This window comes from Streptomyces sp. NPDC059224, from assembly GCF_042754285.1.
Taxonomy (GTDB): domain Bacteria; phylum Actinomycetota; class Actinomycetes; order Streptomycetales; family Streptomycetaceae; genus Streptomyces.
Genome location: NZ_JBHZAN010000026.1, coordinates 94,983 through 111,025, shown reverse-complemented (window position 1 = coordinate 111,025; position 16,043 = coordinate 94,983). Strand labels below are relative to the sequence as shown.

The following is a 16,043-nucleotide window of genomic DNA, read 5'->3' as shown; positions in this document are numbered from 1 at the left end:
CGGTCACTCCCCGCCCGGCACCGGCACCCCCATCACCTCACGGGCGTGCCGGCTGGGCACCATGCCCAGGCGCCAGGCCTGCCAGCCGGACTCCAGGGTGATCCCGCGGTCCAGCAGCAGGCCGTACGCGGTGACGTACTCGGTCAGTTTCTCGTCGCGCAGCGGATGGACGGCGCGGGAGAGCTGGGCGAGTTCCTCCTGCGCGACCGCCGTGCCCACCTCCGCACCGCCCGGTGCGGCGTAGGGGAGCAGGGTGCAGCGCAGGAAGCGGGCCCAGTCCTCGCCGCGGCGGTCGCCGTACGACGAGAACAGGGTGACCGCCTCGTCGCACAGGGCCAGGGCCTGCTGGGTGCGGCTGTTGCCGGCGTCGACGACGGCCAGCTCCAGACAGGTCCAGGCCTCGCCGTGGACGACGCCGATGCGCTGGAAGTCGGCGCGGGCGTCGACCAGCAGCTGGCGGGCGAAACCCGAGTTGCGCAGCGAGCCGGTCTGGGCCGCGCGCTGGTCGCGGGTGACCCGGGCCGAGTGGTGGCGGGCGCAGGCCAGTCCGTAGACGTCCCGCATCCGGGAGAACATCGTGCGCGAGCGCTCCAGCTCACGGACCGCCAGGTCCAGCGTGCCGGTCTCCTCCAGCGCCTGGCCCAGGTAGTAGACCGTCCAGGCCTCGCCGCGCGCGTCCTCGTTCTCCCGGTGCCGGGCCGCCGCCTGCCGCAGTGCGTCCACCGCCGGGGACGCGTCACCGTCCACCAGCCGGGTGCGCGCCAGCTGGGTCAGTGCCCAGGCCTCGCCGCGGGCGTCGCGGGTACGGCCGTAGCGCTCCAGCGCCGCCCCCAACTCGCGCTCCGCACGCGGTACGTCGCCCATCCGCAGCGCCAGCTGACCGAGCTGGAAGTGCGCCCAGGCCTCGCCGTGCACCGAACCGCCCTCCCGGTGCAGCACGAGCGAGCGGGTGAGCAGGTCCAACGCCTCCGGCAGCCGGGCGCGGTCGCGCTGCACCGCCGCGAGCGCGTGCATCGTCCAGGCCCGGTCGGTCGCCAGCTGGGGGGCCGCCTGCAGATCCAGCGCCTCCTGGAGCTTGGCCGCCGCCTCGGTGAGGTTGCCCTGGTGGTGCAGGGTGATCCCGAGGGAGCACAGGGCACGGGCCGCGCCGGCGTCGTGGTGCGCCTCCATGTAGAGGTCCACCACCGAGGTGAGGGTGGTGCGCGCCTTGTCCAGTTCGCCCAGGTGCCGAGCCGCGATACCGGTCCGCCACTGCACCGAACGCACCAGCAGTCCCTGGTCCACCGCCTGCGCCAGCTCGCTGATCTCACCGAGCCGGTACAGGTCGCCGCGCAGCAGGCAGTAGTCGCACAGGGCGCCCAGCAGACTCTGCACGGCCGCCTGGTCGACGCCCTCGGCGTGCCGCAGCGCCGCCGTGATGAAGCTCGACTCGTCGTCCAGCCAGCGCAGCGCCTCGTCGAGCGAGGTGAAGCCGTGCGGGCTGAACCGGTCCGAGCGGGTGGACATGTTGCCGTCCACCAGCCGCAGCACGGAGTCGGCCAGTTCCCCGTAGTTCACGATCAGCCGCTCCTGCGCCGCCGTACGGTCGGCCGGTGCCTCCTCGTCGGCGAGGCGGGCCTGGGCGAAGGCCCGGACCAGGTCGTGCAGCCGGTAGCGGCTGCCCCGGACATGGTCGATCAGACCGGCCCGCGCGAGCGCGAGCAGCTGACGGGTCGCCTCCGCCTCGTCCGTGGCCAGCAGTGCGGCCGCGGCCGCCGCGCCGAGCGAGGCCCGGCCCGCCAGCGCCAGCCGTCGCAACAGGCGGCGGCCGATGTCCGACTGGTCGGTGTAGCGCAGCCACAGCACCCGCTCCACCGGTTCGACCGGGCCGTACGCGCCGAGATCCGTCGCCAGCTGGAGCGGTGAGCGCGAACCCAGCGAGGAGCCCGCCACCCGCAGGGCCAGCGGCAGGCCGCCGCACAGCTCCCTTATCCGCTCCGCGGACTGCGCGTCGTACGGCCCCGACGTGTCCTGCGCCGCCGCGTCCAGCAGCTCCTCCGCACCCGCCGCGTCCAGCGCCGTCACCGGAAGCTGGTGCACCCAGGCCGGCAGGTCCGCGGGCAGGTCGAGCTGTTCCCGGGCGGTCACCAGGACCAGGCTGTCCGACCGCTCCGGGATCAGGGTGCGCACCTGCTCGGCGTCCGAGGCGTCGTCCAGCACGATGGTCACCGGCAGACCCGTCAGGTGCTGGTGGTACAGCTCGCTGAGCCGCTTGACCTGCTGGTCGGGTGAGGAACGTTCACGGAACAGCAGCTGTTCACGCGGCGCGCCCAGCCGGTTGAGCAGGTGCAGCAGCGCGTCCCGGGTGGGCAGCGGCGGCTCACCGCGGGTTCCACCGCGCAGATCCACCACGACCGCACCCCGGAAGAAGTCCTTCAGCTCGTGGGTGGCCCGGATCGCGAGCGTCGTCCGCCCGGAGCCGGGCTCCCCGTGCAGGACGACCACCGTCGGACGGGTCTCCGTGGCCGCCCGCGCCGCCTGCGCCCACTGCCGGATCCGCGCCAGCTCAGGCTGGCGGCCGGCGAACGGGCCGTCCCGGTCGGGGAGCTGGCCGAACGACTGCTGGAGCACCGTACGCCTGCGGGCCGCCGCGCTCTTGTCCGCGCCGCGCAGCCCCGGCCCCTGCTTCTTCGGCCCCGTGGACGCGCTGAGCACCCGCTGCTGATCGAGGAACGGACGGATGCCGCGTACCTCCAGCGCGGTCAGCCACTGCAGCCGCAGCTGTTCGGGGCCGCCGGGCTGACCTGCCTCGCCGGCCTGGTGGTGCGCGGCGGGGAGATGGGCGCCGGCGACCTTGACGACCGTGGCCGCCGCGCCGATCACTCCGGCGGCCGCGCCCGCGCCGAGTGCCGTACCGGCGCCGGTGCCGAAGGAGAGGTCGGCGACGGTGGCGGCGACCGCGGCGACGGCCGCCACCAGCAGCGGAGTTCCCGCGCCGTCGCGGGCGTAGCGCTGGCCGAAGCTCTGCCGGCCGGCCTCCCGTTCGTCGAGAGCGTGGGTGTAGGTGTCGTACTCCTCCGCGGCGCTCTGGGCCATCGCCTCCAGGCCGCCGCGGGCCCGTGACAGCAGCAGCTGTCCGTCGACGCGGCCGCCGGAGCGGCGGACCTCCTCCTCCACGGCCTGGACCAGCAGCCGGTCGGCTTCCGCCCGATGGGCGTCCCGCATGTCCCGTCCCCCTCCAGCGGTAACTCCTTGGCCTATGAGTGTCCTTGGGAGAGGGCGAAGTTGCGAGAGGGCCGGATCACCGAAGAGCGGATCTCGGAGAGAAGCGTCCGGCTACCGGGGCGCGGGTTCGCCCTGCCGGCCCTTCGACAGCGCCAGGAAGACGCATGCCGCGGCCAGCCCCGCCTCCGCGACCGCGCTGCCGAGCGCCTCCAGCAGCGCCGTGCCGACCGCCGACGTCGTGACGTCGAACCATGCGTCCAGGATCGCGACCGACGCCGTCGCCGAAGCCGTCAGGCGGACCCGGGCGTCACCCCGCAACCCCAGCACGGCCGTGGCCGCGCAGCCCGCCGCCATCAGGACGTCCAGCCCGATCCAGGCCAGCGACCAGTTGTGCACCTCGGTCCTGGTGGGCAGCGTCAGCGCCAGCACCACCGTCCACGGCACGAGCAGCACGGCGGACGACCCGAGAAGGATCAGTGCCCACCTCTTCAGCCGCCTCGTCCGCTTCATCCTCCGCGCCTTCCTCGCCGTCGACCCCTCCAACACCTCGGCCCCCTCACCTTGTTCCGGCCCGGCGGAAGCCGTGGACCCGATGGCCCCCCAGGGTGGACCTCGCGGGAGCTCCGCCATGCCCCACCGTAGAGCGCAGAGAAAGTTCTGCAAAGGAAAATCGGCAGACATCAGGGACGTCTCAGGGTTCTCAGGGCTACGGTGATCGCATGACCGACGGCACGCCCAGGACGCCCGCCGCGCCCGACCCCGGCGCACACGCCGAGCTGACCGGCCTCGAACGCACCGCCCTCTACAAGTCACTGGGCAATCCGCTGCGCCGCCGGATCCTCGACTACCTCGGCCGGCACGGCGAGGCCAACTCCACCGTGCTCGCCCGCGAACTCGGCGAGAGTTCCGGCACCACCAGCTACCACCTGCGCAAGCTCGCCGAGCAGAAGCTCATCGAGGAGATCCCGGAGAGGTCGGGAGGGCGGGAGCGGTGGTGGCGGAGCCTGCCGTTCCGCCACACCACACCCGACCCGGCCACGATGACGGGCGAGGAGTACGCGGCGGCCGAGCACCTCGCCCTGCTCAAGATCGAGGTCGACAGCAGGCTGTACCGCCGCGCCCACGAGGAGTACCGGGGTCCGCAGGGCTGGTCCCAGGTGCAGCGCACCGGAACCTGGATGACCAAGGACGACCTGCACGCCTTCGTCCGCGCCTACCAGGAACTGCTCGACCGCTACGGCCACCCGGACGACGCCGTTCCCGAGGGCGCGCGCCGGGTCGACCTGCGCTTCTACGCGGCCCCCGACCCCGTCGGGGAACGGGAGGGCGAGCCGTCCGGACCGTGAGGCCGGGCGGGACGGCGCCCGCGCAGGACCCGCCGGTGGGGCGGGGCGCTGTGAGAGGCTGGGGCGCATGAACCGGCTGGCTGGTGTGACCTCGCCTTATCTGCTTCAGCACGCTGACAATCCGGTCGACTGGTGGCCCTGGGAGCCGGCCGCCTTCGAGGAGGCGCGACGGCGTGACGTACCCGTCCTGCTGTCCGTCGGCTATTCGGCGTGCCACTGGTGCCATGTGATGGCCCATGAGTCCTTCGAGGACCAGGCCACCGCCGACTTCCTGAACGAGCACTTCGTCGCCGTCAAGGTGGACCGCGAGGAGCGGCCGGACATCGACGCCGTGTACATGGAGGCCGTGCAGGCCGCCACCGGGCAGGGTGGCTGGCCCATGACCGTGTTCCTCACGCCCGACGCCGAGCCGTTCTACTTCGGCACCTACTTCCCGCCCGCCCCGCGGCACGGGATGCCCTCCTTCCGGCAGGTCCTGGAGGGGGTCCGGGGCGCCTGGGCGGACCGGCGCGACGAGGTCGCCGAGGTCGCCGGGAAGATCGTCCACGATCTCGCCGAGCGGGAGATCAGCCACCAGGGCGACCGGCCGCCCGGTGAGCAGGAGCTCGGCCAGGCCCTGCTCGGGCTCACCCGCGAGTACGACGCGCAGCGCGGCGGGTTCGGCGGTGCCCCCAAGTTCCCGCCGTCCATGACCGTCGAGTTCCTGCTGCGCCACCACGCCCGGACCGGTTCCGAAGGCGCCCTGCAGATGGCCGCGGACACCTGCGAGCGGATGGCCCGCGGCGGCCTCTACGACCAGCTGGGCGGCGGCTTCGCCCGGTACTCCGTCGACCGCGACTGGGTCGTGCCGCACTTCGAGAAGATGCTGTACGACAACGCCCTGCTCTGCCGGGTCTACGCGCACCTGTGGCGGGCGACGGGGTCCGAGCTGGCCCGCCGGGTCGCGCTGGAGACCGCCGACTTCATGGTCCGTGAACTCGGCACCGGCGAGGGCGGTTTCGCCTCCGCCCTGGACGCCGACAGCGACGACGGGACCGGCAGGCACGTCGAGGGCGCGTACTACGTGTGGACACCCGCGCAGCTCGACGACGTCCTCGGCGCGGACGCGGATCTCGCCGTCCGGTACTTCGGTGTCACCGAGGCGGGCACCTTCGAGCACGGTCAGTCCGTGCTGCAACTCCCGCAGCAGGACGTGGTGTTCGACGCCGAGAAGGTCGAGTCGGTCAAACGGCGGCTGCTCGCCAAGCGCGCGGAACGCCCGGCGCCGGGCCGGGACGACAAGGTGGTCGCCGCCTGGAACGGGCTCGCCGTCGCAGCGCTCGCCGAGACCGGCGCCTTCTTCGACCGGCCCGACCTGGTCGAGGCCGCCGTCGGCGCCGCGGATCTCCTCGTACGGGTGCATCTCGACGACCACGCGCGGATCGCCCGCACCAGCCGGGACGGCCAGGCCGGCGCCAACGCGGGTGTGCTGGAGGACTACGGCGACGTCGCCGAGGGCTTCCTGGCGCTCGCGTCCGTGACCGGCGAGGGGGTCTGGCTGGAGTTCGCCGGCCTGCTGCTCGGCCACGTCCTGGACCGCTTCGCCGACGCGGAGACCGGTGCCCTCTACGACACCGCCTCGGACGCCGAGAAGCTCATCCGCCGGCCGCAGGACCCGACCGACAACGCCACGCCCTCCGGCTGGACGGCGGCCGCCGGTGCGCTGCTCGGCTACGCGGCCCACACCGGGTCGGAGCCTCATCGCGCGGCGGCGGAACGGGCGCTGGGCGTCGTCAGGACGCTCGGGCCACGGGTGCCGCGCTTCATCGGGTGGGGGCTCGCGGTCGCCGAGGCGCTGCTCGACGGCCCGCGCGAGGTCGCGATCGTGGGACCCGGCCAGGGGGACGGCCGTACGGCCGCCCTGCACCGCGCCGCGCTGCTGGGCGTGGCCCCCGGCGCGGTCGTGGCCGTGGGAACCCCGGGGAGCGAGGAGTTCCCGCTCCTCGCCGGCCGCCCGCTCGTCGGGGACCGGCCGGCCGCCTACGTCTGCCGGCACTTCACCTGTGACGCCCCGACCACCGACCCGGAGCTGCTGAAGGCCGCGCTGCAGGGCTGACGTCGTCACCGGCGGGTCTCGCGGTGCCGTGGCACGCGCTTTCCGCTCGTCCCGTCGAAACATGCCATTTATCGGAAGAGTTCGTCCTCTTCACATCACCCTCATATGATCCCCCTCGCGCCGTGACGTGTGTGACGCGCTGTCACGGTCGGGGAGTACATGGGGAACTGGGGGTCCTGCACACCTGCCCTCCGGCAGCCTCGTCATGACCATGACGAGTGGTGTGTGAAGATTTCGTGAGCGAAGTTAGTGCTTTGTGTGACTCCCGTTCACCCGAGAACTCCTAGCATCGCTGAAGCAGTGCCCGGTTCTGTCGCTTTTCGGACCGAGGCAGCCGTGTCATGTGGGGGGAGAGCGAAACATTGTCCGAGTTCTTCGACCAGGTCTGGTCGTGGATCGTCGAGGCTGTGGGGGAAACTTCGTGGCGAGAGCTGATGCCGCTGGGGCTGGCCGGACTCTTCGTCTGGGCGCTCTGGCTGTACCGAGCGGTGCTCTCCCGGTTCGCCAAGCCGGTCGTCAACAACTTCCGCACCAGTGTCTCCGTGGTGGTCCCGGCGTACCGGGAAGACCCTGACATCCTGCTGGAGTGCCTGGAGACCTGGCTCGCCCAGGATCCGGCCGAGATCATCATCGTCCCCGACGTCGAGGACCACGAGGTGCTGCGCCGGCTGTCGCTGGTGGAGGACCCCCGGGTCCGGGTGCTCGCCTTCGAACACCGGGGCAAACGCTCCGCCTTGGGGGTCGGCATACGCGCGGCCACCGGCGAGCTCCTCGTCCTGGTGGACTCCGACACCCGCTGGGAGCCGGGGCTGCTGGACGCCGTGCAGATGCCCTTCGCGGACCCCGCGGTCGGTGGCGTCGGTACCCAGCAGAACGTCTACCAGCGCACCACCAGCGTCTGGCGCCGCATAGCCGACTGGCTGGTCAACCTCCGCTACTACGACTACGTCCCGGCCATGGGCCGGGCCGGAGCCGTGGCCTGTCTGTCGGGCCGTACGGCCGCCTACCGGCGGGCCGCGGTCCTGCCGGTCCTGGAGAACCTGGAGAACGAGTTCTTCCTCGGCCGCCGCTGCGTGGCGGGCGACGACGGCCGGCTGACCTGGCTGGTGCTCGCCTCCGGCTACAGGACCGTGCACCAGTCCTCGGCCCGGGCCGTCTCCATGTTCCCCTCGTCGTTCCGGGCGTTCGTGAAGCAGCGCGTCCGGTGGAGCCGCAACTCCTACCGGTGCTACCTGACCGCGCTGTACAAGGGCTGGCTGTGGCGGGCCCCGCTGGTCACCAAGATCACCGTGCTGCAGATCCTGCTCACTCCGGTGACCATGGGCATGGCCCTCGGCTATCTGCTGCTGAGCCGGCTCGACCTCAGCCCGCGCGGCATCGTCCTCACCCTGATCTGGCTGATGCTGGGCCGTGCGGTCCGCGGCTACTCGCATCTGCGCAGGCACCCGCAGGAGATCCTGCTGCTGCCGCTGACGGCACTCGTGGTCATCATGATCTCGCTGCCGATCAAGCTGTACGCCTTCGTCACCATGAACAAGCAGGGCTGGCTCACCCGCGGCTCCACCAGCATCGGAGGCGAGGGCCAGAGCGCCTCGACCCTCTCCGGCGGCGGTCAGAACCACTCCGCTCTCCAGCCGGAGGTGATCTGACCTCATGTCAGCGCGACTCATGACCCCCACGAGACCGGGCCCCGGCATCCCGCCGCGCCGGGCGGGTGCCAGAGCGGCGGCGCTGGTGGGCGCCTTCGCGGTGGCGGCGACGCTGCTGCTGGGCACGTCCACCGCGGCGCACGCCGACGGGGACGGCGACAGGAAGCAGACACTGGCCGCCGAGGACGCGGAGACCCAGGCCGCGCTGGTCGCCGACGAGGACCACCGGCTCAACCAGGTACGGGCGTTCACCTCGGTGGCACCCCTGCAGAGCACCAAGTGGACCGTGCCCTACCGGCTGGACACCGACAACGGCTACACCCTGGTGCTCACCGAGCGCAGCAACGCCTACACCATCGCCGACCTGCTCAAGCTGGCCCCGCAGACCTTCGTACGGCGCAAGGACGGCTCGTACCTGCTGACCGAGAACATCTACCTCAACGTCGGCGCCAAGCTGAAGCTGTCCAACCCGGGCGGCCTCACGCTGCGGATGGCCAGCAACCGCACCGGCTTCGTCTCCATCGTCTCCTTCGGCGGCGAACTGGCGCTCCAGGGCACCGCCCAGGCGCCGCTGAAGATCACCAGCTGGGACCCGCAGGGCAACAAGGCCGACACCGACGTCCGGGACGGCCGCGCCTATGTCCGCACCATCGGCGGCCAGTTCCAGATGACCCACACCAAACTCTCGGACCTCGGCTTCTGGAGCGGCCGCACCGGCGGGCTCAGCCTCACCGGCACCGACCGGCCGAACACCGGCTCGCTGGAGGAAACCGGCCAGATCCACGGCAAGACCGCGCGCGAGCGGGCCCGGGAGGAGGGGGACGCCCAGGACGACGGCTCGAGCAGCGGAGACGTCACCGCCATGCCCTCCGGTGAACTGACCACTCCCGACGCCCGGTTCTCCACCGGCGGACTCTCCTACGTCTCCGGGTCGATCACCCACTCGACCATCACCGGCAACGCCTTCGGGATCTTCATCTCCAGCGCCACGGGGATCGAGATCAGTGACACGACCGTGCGGGACAGCCTGGAGGACGGTGTGGTGCTGCACCGCTTCGTCTCCAGCTCGCTGGTGCAGCGCACGGTCGCCAAGGACAACGGCGGCGACGGCTTCATCCTCTCCCGCGCCACCCAGCAGGTGCGGATCAGCGGCTCCACCGCCGAGGGCAACGGCGGCAACGGCTACACCCTCAGCGGCAAGCCGCTGGCCGACGGCCCCTCCGCCTCCGGGCAGGCCGTCGACAGCTACGGCTCCAACTCGGTCGCCAACAGCGTGGCGAAGGACAACGGCCGCTACGGCGTCGAGGTGCTGGGCGGGTTCGACGTCGGAGTGCAGAACAACCGCATCGAGGGCGGTGACATGGGGATCGTGGCCCGCCTGGAGGCGGACAAGGTGTCCATCACCGGCAACCGCCTCACCGGCCAGAACCGGCAGGGCATCTCGGTACGGGACGGCGTCAGCGACGCCACGGTCACCGGCAACATCATCGACGGCCCGGAGACCGGCGTGTACGTCCGTGACTCGGCCGCCGAGATACGCGGCAACACCGTCCAGGACGCGACCAACCACGGAGTGAGCCTGGTCGGCGGCGTGGACGGCACGACGGTCTCCTTCAACGTGATCGGCGGGGTCGGCCCCAGCGCGCTGGACGCCGGCCGCTCGCACGGCGGCGCCGACATCAGGGAGAACCAGACCTTCGCCTGGTACGACACCAGTTCCTTCTGGGTCAAGGTCAAGCACTACGCGAGCCCGATGACCCTGCTGTGGACCGGCATCCTGCTGCTGATCCTGTTCTCGGCGGTGATGGGCCGGCGCAGGCGGCGCGGGCACGGGCGGATCGGCCGGATCGTCCACCCGTACTCCGACAAGGCACCGCTGCCGGCCCCGCCGCCGGACGAGATCGACGTCGCGGGCCGTCGCAAGGTGCCGGTGATGAGCGAATGAGCGAGGAAACCCCCGAGGGGACGGGAGTCCCGGAAACACAGCCCACGGTGGCGGAGCGGGTGCGCCGGATCTGGCTCTCCGGCGGCCTGCCGCTGTGGGTGGCCTCGGCCGCCCTGCTGGTCGCGGTGGTGGCGCTGATCGTGGCGGCCTCCGTCGGCGACGGCTCGCCCGTGGTGTACGGGGCCGGGCCCGACGCGGGACCCACCATTCCGGTGGCCACCCCCGGCGATGACGACGGCGACACCGACGACGCCGGTGCCGCCTCCTCCGCCCCGGAACCGAGCGGCACGGCGTCCGACGCGGGGACGGCCGAGCCCACCGCGTCCGGCTCCGCCGCGCCGGCCGTGACCGGAGGGACGAAGTGCCCGGCCCCCACGGTCACCGTGGGGGACGCCGAGTCCCTCGCCCAGGCCCTGGACGAGGCGCAGCCCGGCGACGTCATCCAGATGCGGGACGGGGTGTACGACGACCGGTTCACCGCCGCCAACCCCGGCACCGGAAGCCGGCCGATCTTCCTGTGCGGCGGCCCCGGCGCGGTGATCGACGCCGGTGACGTCGACGGCGGCTACGCCTTCCACCTGGACGGCGCCAGCCACTGGCGGCTGATCGGCTTCACGGTCCGCAACGGCCAGAAGGGGGTCATGGCCGACCACGTCCGCAGCACCGTCATCCAGGGCCTGACCGTCGAGAACATCGGGGACGAGGGCATCCATCTCCGCGACTTCAGCTCCGGCAACGTGGTGACGGGCAACACCGTCCGTGACACCGGCAGGCGCAAGGAGACCTTCGGCGAGGGCATCTACGTCGGCTCGGCCGAGTCCAACTGGTGCACGGTCACCGACTGCAAGCCCGACAAGAGCGACGACAACGTCATCATGGGCAACCACGTCAGCGCCACCACCGCCGAGTCCGTCGACATCAAGGAGGGCACCACCGGCGGCGCCCTCCTCGACAACACCTTCGACGGCGCCCAGCTCAGCGGGGGACACAACGACTCCTGGGTCGACGTCAAGGGAAACAACTGGCTGATCAGGGGGAACGTCGGCCGTCACGCCCGGGAGGACGGCTTCCAGACCCACCGGATCCTCGACGGCTGGGGCACCGGAAACGTGTTCAAGGGCAACACCGCGCAGGTCGACGGCCCCGGCTACGGCTTCCATCTCGCGCCCGTCGAGAACAACAAGGTCGCCTGCGACAACAAGGTCAGCGACGCGGCGAAGGGCCTCGCCAACACCGCCTGCTCCTCCTGACGGCGAGGGGCCCGGTCCGCACCCGGGCCCCGTACGCCGGCGCAGGCCCCCGTCTCCCCCTTTCACCCACGCGCGTCCCCGGCATGCGCACCCGCTGCTCGGGAATCCCTCTCGGAGGCATCATGGACACTCTTCTCGACGGCACCGACGCTCCCCGCCTCACGGTCATCGGCACCGGTTACCTGGGCGCCACGCACGCCGTGTGCATGGCGGCACTCGGCTACGAAGTGCTCGGCGTCGACGTGGACCCCGGCAAGATCGAACTGCTGAGAGCCGGGGAGGTGCCGTTCTTCGAGCCAGGACTGCCCGAACTCCTCGTCAAGGCACAGGAGTCCGGCCGGCTGCACTTCACCACCAGCCTCGCGGAGGCCGCCGAGTTCGGCGACATCCACTTCGTCTGCGTGGGCACCCCGCAGCAGCCCGGCTCCTACGCCGCCGACCTGAGCTATGTGGAGGGCGCGGTCACCGAGCTGGCCCGGCATCTGCGCCGGCGGGCCCTGGTGGTCGGCAAGTCCACGGTGCCGGTGGGCACCGCTGCCCGGCTGGCGGAGCTGGTCCGCGCGACCGCTCCGGCCGGCGACGAGGTCGAACTCGCCTGGAACCCGGAGTTCCTCCGGGAGGGCTTCGCCGTGGAGGACACCCTGCACCCCGACCGGCTGGTGTTCGGCACCGAGTCCGCGTGGGCGGAGGAGCGGCTGCGCGCCGCGTTCGCCCCGGTCATCGCCCAGGGCACCCCGGTGGTGGTGGCCGACCTGCCGACGGCCGAACTGGTCAAGGTCGCCGCCAACTCCTTCCTGGCCACGAAGATCTCGTACATCAACGCCATGGCGGAGGTCTGCGAGGCCACCGGCGCCGACGTGCACCGGCTGGCGGAGGCGCTGGCCTACGACGACCGGATCGGGGGCCGCTTCCTCAAGCCGGGCCTGGGCTTCGGCGGCGGCTGCCTGCCCAAGGACATCAGGGCGTTCATCCACCGCGCCGAGGAGCTGGACGTCGCCCAGGCGGTGGCGTTCCTGCGCGAGGTGGACGGGATCAACCAGCGCCGCCGCGCCCGTACCGTGGACCTGGTCCGTGAGCTGGTCGGCGGCGAACTGGCGGGGACGAAGGTGGCCGCGCTCGGGGCGGCCTTCAAGCCCAACTCGGACGACATCCGCGACGCCCCGGCCCTGGACGTCGCCGCCACGCTGCACCGGGCCGGCGCCGAGGTGACCGTCTACGACCCGGTGGCGATGGACAACGCCCGCCGAGCCCACCCGGAGCTGACGTACGGCACCGATGCGCTGCAGGCCGCCGCGGGCGCCGACGTGGTGGTGCTGCTGACCGAATGGGCGCAGTTCCGGGAGATCGACCCGGAGGTCATGGGTTCCGTGGTGAACCGGCGCCGGGTGGTGGACGGCCGGCACGCCCTGGATCCCGCCGAGTGGCGGGCGGCCGGCTGGGAGTACCGGGCGCTGGGCCGCAACTGACCCTCTTCCGGGCCGGGTTCAGGCGAACTCGGCGAGGGCGCGCTCCACGATGGCTTCCAGCTGCTGGTGGTGCGCGCCCTTCCAGTAGGCGCGGCCGCACCGAGCGCACTGGGCGAAGACGTCGTACGACTTCTGCGTGCCGCCCTTCAGCTGGTCCGCGACCTCTTCCTTCGTCGCCTTCCGCAGCAGGCCGTTGCAGGCCGTGCAGCGGGTCCAGGGGCGCAGCTCGGGGGCGAAACGGTCGAGGACGTCGTGGAGTTGCTCGTCGGGGCTGGTGCTGTAGACGTAGGCGCCGGCCCACAGCTCGCGGCGGCGCAGCAGGCCCCGGTCCCGGCTGAGCAGCACCCGTTTCTCGGCCGCCGAGCGAGCGGAGAGCGCCGGGTCGCCGATGTCCGTCGACTCGTACGCGGCATCCACGCCCAGCAGGCGCAGCCGGCGGGCGAGGGTGCCGAGGTGGACGTCGAGGAGGAAGCGGAGCGGGGCGCCCGGGACCTCCTGCGGGCGCCGGACCGCGCGCACGGCCACCGACTCGCCGGCCGCCGGGACGTGCGCGGCCGGGACCGGCCGGCCGTCCACCTCCAGTGCGCCGACCTCGGTGAGGGGGACGCCCAGGGACTCGATCACATGGCCGAGGGTGGAGACGCCGTCGACGGCGAGCGGATGCGCGCCGGTGCGGCGGGCGTGCGGGACGAACAGAGCCAGCTCGGGGGCGACTTCGACACGGATCTCGGCGGTGTTCACCCGGTCAGGATGGCACGGCGGGCGCCTGGGACCTCAGGGTTTTTCCGGCGGCAGACCGTGTTCGATGACGTTCAGGGCGCGGTCGACGAGATCCTTGAACTCGGGCTCGTGGTCCTGCTCCGCCCAGTACATGGAGGTCTCCATCAGCCCGCCGACGATGGACATCGCGTAGACCCGCACCTCCAGGCTCTTCGGGTCGCGCCCGGTGCGCTCGCCGATGGCCTGGCAGAGCAGCCGGCCGGTCTCCGACATGCTCTCCATCATCCGGGAGCGCACCGCCGGCACCTCGACCATCAGGCGGGTGCGCAGCCGGGAGACCGAGTGGGCGTCCTGCATGCCGAGGGCGACCGCCCGGTGCATCACGTGGCGCAGGGACTCCGGCCACGGCTCGTCGGCGGGCCGGGCGCGGAGTTCCTCCAGGATCAGCGGGTCGTACTCGTCCGTGAGGACGATGTCCTCCTTGGTCGGGAAGTACCGGAAGACGGTCGACGGCGACACCTCGGCCCGCTCGGCGATCTGCTCGATCGTCGTGGCCTCGTACCCCTGGTCCTCGACCAGCGCGTACATCGCCTCGCGGATCGCCTCGCGGGTCTTGATCTTCTTCCGTTCGCGCAGGCCGAGCCGGGGGTTGTCGGCCGGGGAGAGGGAGGGGTGCGGTGCCGTCATGCTGGTCATTGTCCGGCATCGGCGGTGACCGGGGCCACGGCCGTGCCCTCGTTCCCTTCCTGGTCGGTGGGCCGGTCGGGCGGGGTGTGGGGCAGGAACGCGGCCGCCAGCAGCGAGGTGGCCAGCGCGGCGATGCCGCACACCAGCAGGACCAGGCCCATGCCGTGGACGTAGGCGGCGTCCGCGGAGGCGGCGAGCCGGGCCGAGCCGGTCTTCCGCGCGACCAGGTGCGCGGCGACCACGGACTCGCCGGCGGTGTGGCCGAGTGCGGCGGGCAGGCCGGTCACGCTCAGACGGTCGCGGAAGGTGCTCGCGAGCAGGCTGCCGAGCAGGGCGATGCCGATGGCACCGCCGACCTGGCGGGTGGTCATCAGCAGTCCGGAGCCGCTGCCGGCCCGGTCGGCGGGCAGGGCGGCGAGGGCGCCGTCCATGGAGGGGACCACCGAGAAGCCGAAGCCGAGGCCCGCGACCGACAGCCACAGCGCGGTGTAGCCGTAGCCGGAGTCCACGGTCGTACGGCTGCCGAGGATCGCGGCGAAGGCGAGGACGACCAGGCCGGTGGCGATCACGGCGCGTGATCCGAAGCGGGCGACCATCGCTTCGGCGCCCCGTGCGGCGACCAGCAGCCCGCCCATCATGGGCAGCAGCCTCAGGCCGGTGCCCAAGGCGTCGTTGCCGAGGACCGCCTGGAGGTAGGGCGGCAGCACGAACAGCAGGCCGGACAGCACGAACATCACCAGAGTCGCGGCGAGGGTGTTGAGCAGGAAGCCGCGGTGGGTGAGGAGGGTCATGTCGAGCATGGGGCGCTCGACCCTGCGTTCCCGCACCACCAGGCCCGCGACGAGGGCGACGGAGGCCGTCAGCAGGGCCAGGACCAGCGGGTCGCCCCAGCCGCGGTCGGGGGCCTCGATGATGGCGTAGATCAGGGCGCCGAGGCCGGTCGCGGTGAGCGCGGTGGACAGGACGTCGACCTTGGGGGAGGCGGGGTCGCTGGTCTCGGGGAGCAGGAAGACGCAGGCGGCGACGCCGATGGCGGCCATCGGGACGTTGATCAGGAAGACCGAGCCCCACCAGAAGTGGTTGAGCAGGAAGCCGCCGATGACCGGGCCCAGCGGCAGGCCGAGTGCCGAGGCGGCGGAGACGATGCCGACGGCCCTGGTGCGCTCCTGCGGTCCGAACAGCGAGGGCAGCACGGACATGGCGAGCGGCATCACCAGTGCCGCGCCGACGCCCATCACCGTGCGGGCGGCGATCACCCAGCTCACGTCGTCGGCGAGGGAACCCGCCAGGGACCCGGCGAGGAAGATCACCAGGCCGGTGACGAGCATCCGGCGGCGGCCGAAGCGGTCGCCGAGGAGTCCCGCCGGGAGCATCAGCGAGGCGAAGACGACGACGTAGGCGTCCGCCATCCACTGCTGCCGGCTGGTGGTGGCGCCGAGCTCCCCGGCCATGGTCGGGAGCGCCACGTTGAGGATCGTCGTGTCGAAGCCGAGCACCAGCATGCTCGCGACCAGGGCGCCCAGAGCCCACCAGCGGCGGGGATCCCGGTGGGTCTCTTCCAGCTGAGTGACAGTAACCATGAAATGAGAGTAGCTCTCAAAAGCTATTGTCTGTCAATCAGGAGTCGATGTCGGGGCATGAGAAAAGCGGCCACGGCTGGGGAGCCGTGGCCGCTCGAAGG

11 protein-coding genes are annotated in these 16,043 nt (G+C 72.1%); 6 read left to right on the top strand and 5 right to left on the bottom strand.

Annotated elements, in window-relative coordinates:
• Positions 1-3 precede the first annotated feature (3 nt).
• Together ACFXI4_RS28300 and ACFXI4_RS28295 are read right to left on the bottom strand one after the other, a co-directional pair.
• Positions 4-3,204, bottom strand: coding sequence for a tetratricopeptide repeat protein (locus ACFXI4_RS28300; RefSeq protein WP_384996121.1), 3,201 nt, complete (start codon positions 3,202-3,204; stop codon positions 4-6).
• A gap of 111 nt (positions 3,205-3,315) precedes the next feature.
• Positions 3,316-3,714 carry a hypothetical protein gene (locus ACFXI4_RS28295; RefSeq protein WP_384996118.1) on the bottom strand — a complete coding sequence of 133 codons (399 nt, stop codon included), beginning with the start codon at positions 3,712-3,714 and terminating at the stop codon, positions 3,316-3,318.
• Between the two features lie 209 nt (positions 3,715-3,923).
• Between ACFXI4_RS28295 and ACFXI4_RS28290 the strand changes: the two genes are divergently transcribed.
• The 6 genes from ACFXI4_RS28290 to ACFXI4_RS28265 all read left to right on the top strand — a co-directional run bounded on the left by ACFXI4_RS28290 (position 3,924) and on the right by ACFXI4_RS28265 (position 12,955).
• Positions 3,924-4,550 (top strand): ArsR/SmtB family transcription factor, encoded by a 627-nt coding sequence (locus ACFXI4_RS28290; RefSeq protein ID WP_384996115.1) that lies wholly within the window; start codon positions 3,924-3,926, stop codon positions 4,548-4,550.
• Positions 4,551-4,617: 67 nt separating this feature from the next.
• Positions 4,618-6,645 (top strand): thioredoxin domain-containing protein, encoded by a 2,028-nt coding sequence (locus ACFXI4_RS28285; RefSeq protein ID WP_384996113.1) that lies wholly within the window; start codon positions 4,618-4,620, stop codon positions 6,643-6,645.
• Between the two features lie 362 nt (positions 6,646-7,007).
• Entirely contained in the window at positions 7,008-8,294 is a 1,287-nt protein-coding gene (locus ACFXI4_RS28280) for a glycosyltransferase family 2 protein (protein WP_384996110.1), read from the top strand.
• A 4-nt stretch (positions 8,295-8,298) separates the two neighbouring features.
• Positions 8,299-10,239 (top strand): right-handed parallel beta-helix repeat-containing protein, encoded by a 1,941-nt coding sequence (locus ACFXI4_RS28275; protein ID WP_384996107.1) that lies wholly within the window; start codon positions 8,299-8,301, stop codon positions 10,237-10,239.
• Positions 10,236-11,489: a nitrous oxide reductase family maturation protein NosD gene (locus ACFXI4_RS28270; protein ID WP_384996104.1), complete on the top strand. Its 1,254-nt coding sequence runs from the start codon at positions 10,236-10,238 to the stop codon at positions 11,487-11,489. Before ACFXI4_RS28275 ends, ACFXI4_RS28270 begins: the two co-directional genes overlap by 4 nt.
• 122 nt (positions 11,490-11,611) lie before the next feature.
• Positions 11,612-12,955 carry a UDP-glucose dehydrogenase family protein gene (locus ACFXI4_RS28265; RefSeq protein ID WP_384996102.1) on the top strand — a complete coding sequence of 448 codons (1,344 nt, stop codon included), beginning with the start codon at positions 11,612-11,614 and terminating at the stop codon, positions 12,953-12,955.
• A gap of 18 nt (positions 12,956-12,973) precedes the next feature.
• Here ACFXI4_RS28265 and ACFXI4_RS28260 read toward each other — a convergent pair whose 3' ends face one another.
• The 3 genes from ACFXI4_RS28260 to ACFXI4_RS28250 are packed head-to-tail and all read right to left on the bottom strand — an operon-like array spanning position 12,974 to position 15,942.
• Positions 12,974-13,696, bottom strand: coding sequence for a Mut7-C RNAse domain-containing protein (locus ACFXI4_RS28260; RefSeq protein WP_384996099.1), 723 nt, complete (start codon positions 13,694-13,696; stop codon positions 12,974-12,976).
• Between the two features lie 33 nt (positions 13,697-13,729).
• Entirely contained in the window at positions 13,730-14,371 is a 642-nt protein-coding gene (locus ACFXI4_RS28255; protein WP_362714401.1) for a TetR family transcriptional regulator, read from the bottom strand.
• Entirely contained in the window at positions 14,368-15,942 is a 1,575-nt protein-coding gene (locus ACFXI4_RS28250; protein ID WP_384996096.1) for an MFS transporter, read from the bottom strand. The genes ACFXI4_RS28255 and ACFXI4_RS28250 overlap by 4 nt, the downstream gene beginning before the upstream one ends.
• Between the last annotated feature and the right edge of the window lie 101 nt (positions 15,943-16,043).

Coding starts and splice junctions, on each gene's coding strand:
- ACFXI4_RS28300 (WP_384996121.1), bottom strand. CDS start 3,204: ATGCGGGACGCCCATCGGGCGGAAGCCGACCGGCTGCTGGTCCAGGCC.
- ACFXI4_RS28295 (WP_384996118.1), bottom strand. CDS start 3,714: ATGAAGCGGACGAGGCGGCTGAAGAGGTGGGCACTGATCCTTCTCGGG.
- ACFXI4_RS28290 (WP_384996115.1), top strand. CDS start 3,924: ATGACCGACGGCACGCCCAGGACGCCCGCCGCGCCCGACCCCGGCGCA.
- ACFXI4_RS28285 (WP_384996113.1), top strand. CDS start 4,618: ATGAACCGGCTGGCTGGTGTGACCTCGCCTTATCTGCTTCAGCACGCT.
- ACFXI4_RS28275 (WP_384996107.1), top strand. CDS start 8,299: ATGTCAGCGCGACTCATGACCCCCACGAGACCGGGCCCCGGCATCCCG.
- ACFXI4_RS28270 (WP_384996104.1), top strand. CDS start 10,236: ATGAGCGAGGAAACCCCCGAGGGGACGGGAGTCCCGGAAACACAGCCC.
- ACFXI4_RS28265 (WP_384996102.1), top strand. CDS start 11,612: ATGGACACTCTTCTCGACGGCACCGACGCTCCCCGCCTCACGGTCATC.
- ACFXI4_RS28255 (WP_362714401.1), bottom strand. CDS start 14,371: ATGACCAGCATGACGGCACCGCACCCCTCCCTCTCCCCGGCCGACAAC.
- ACFXI4_RS28250 (WP_384996096.1), bottom strand. CDS start 15,942: ATGGTTACTGTCACTCAGCTGGAAGAGACCCACCGGGATCCCCGCCGC.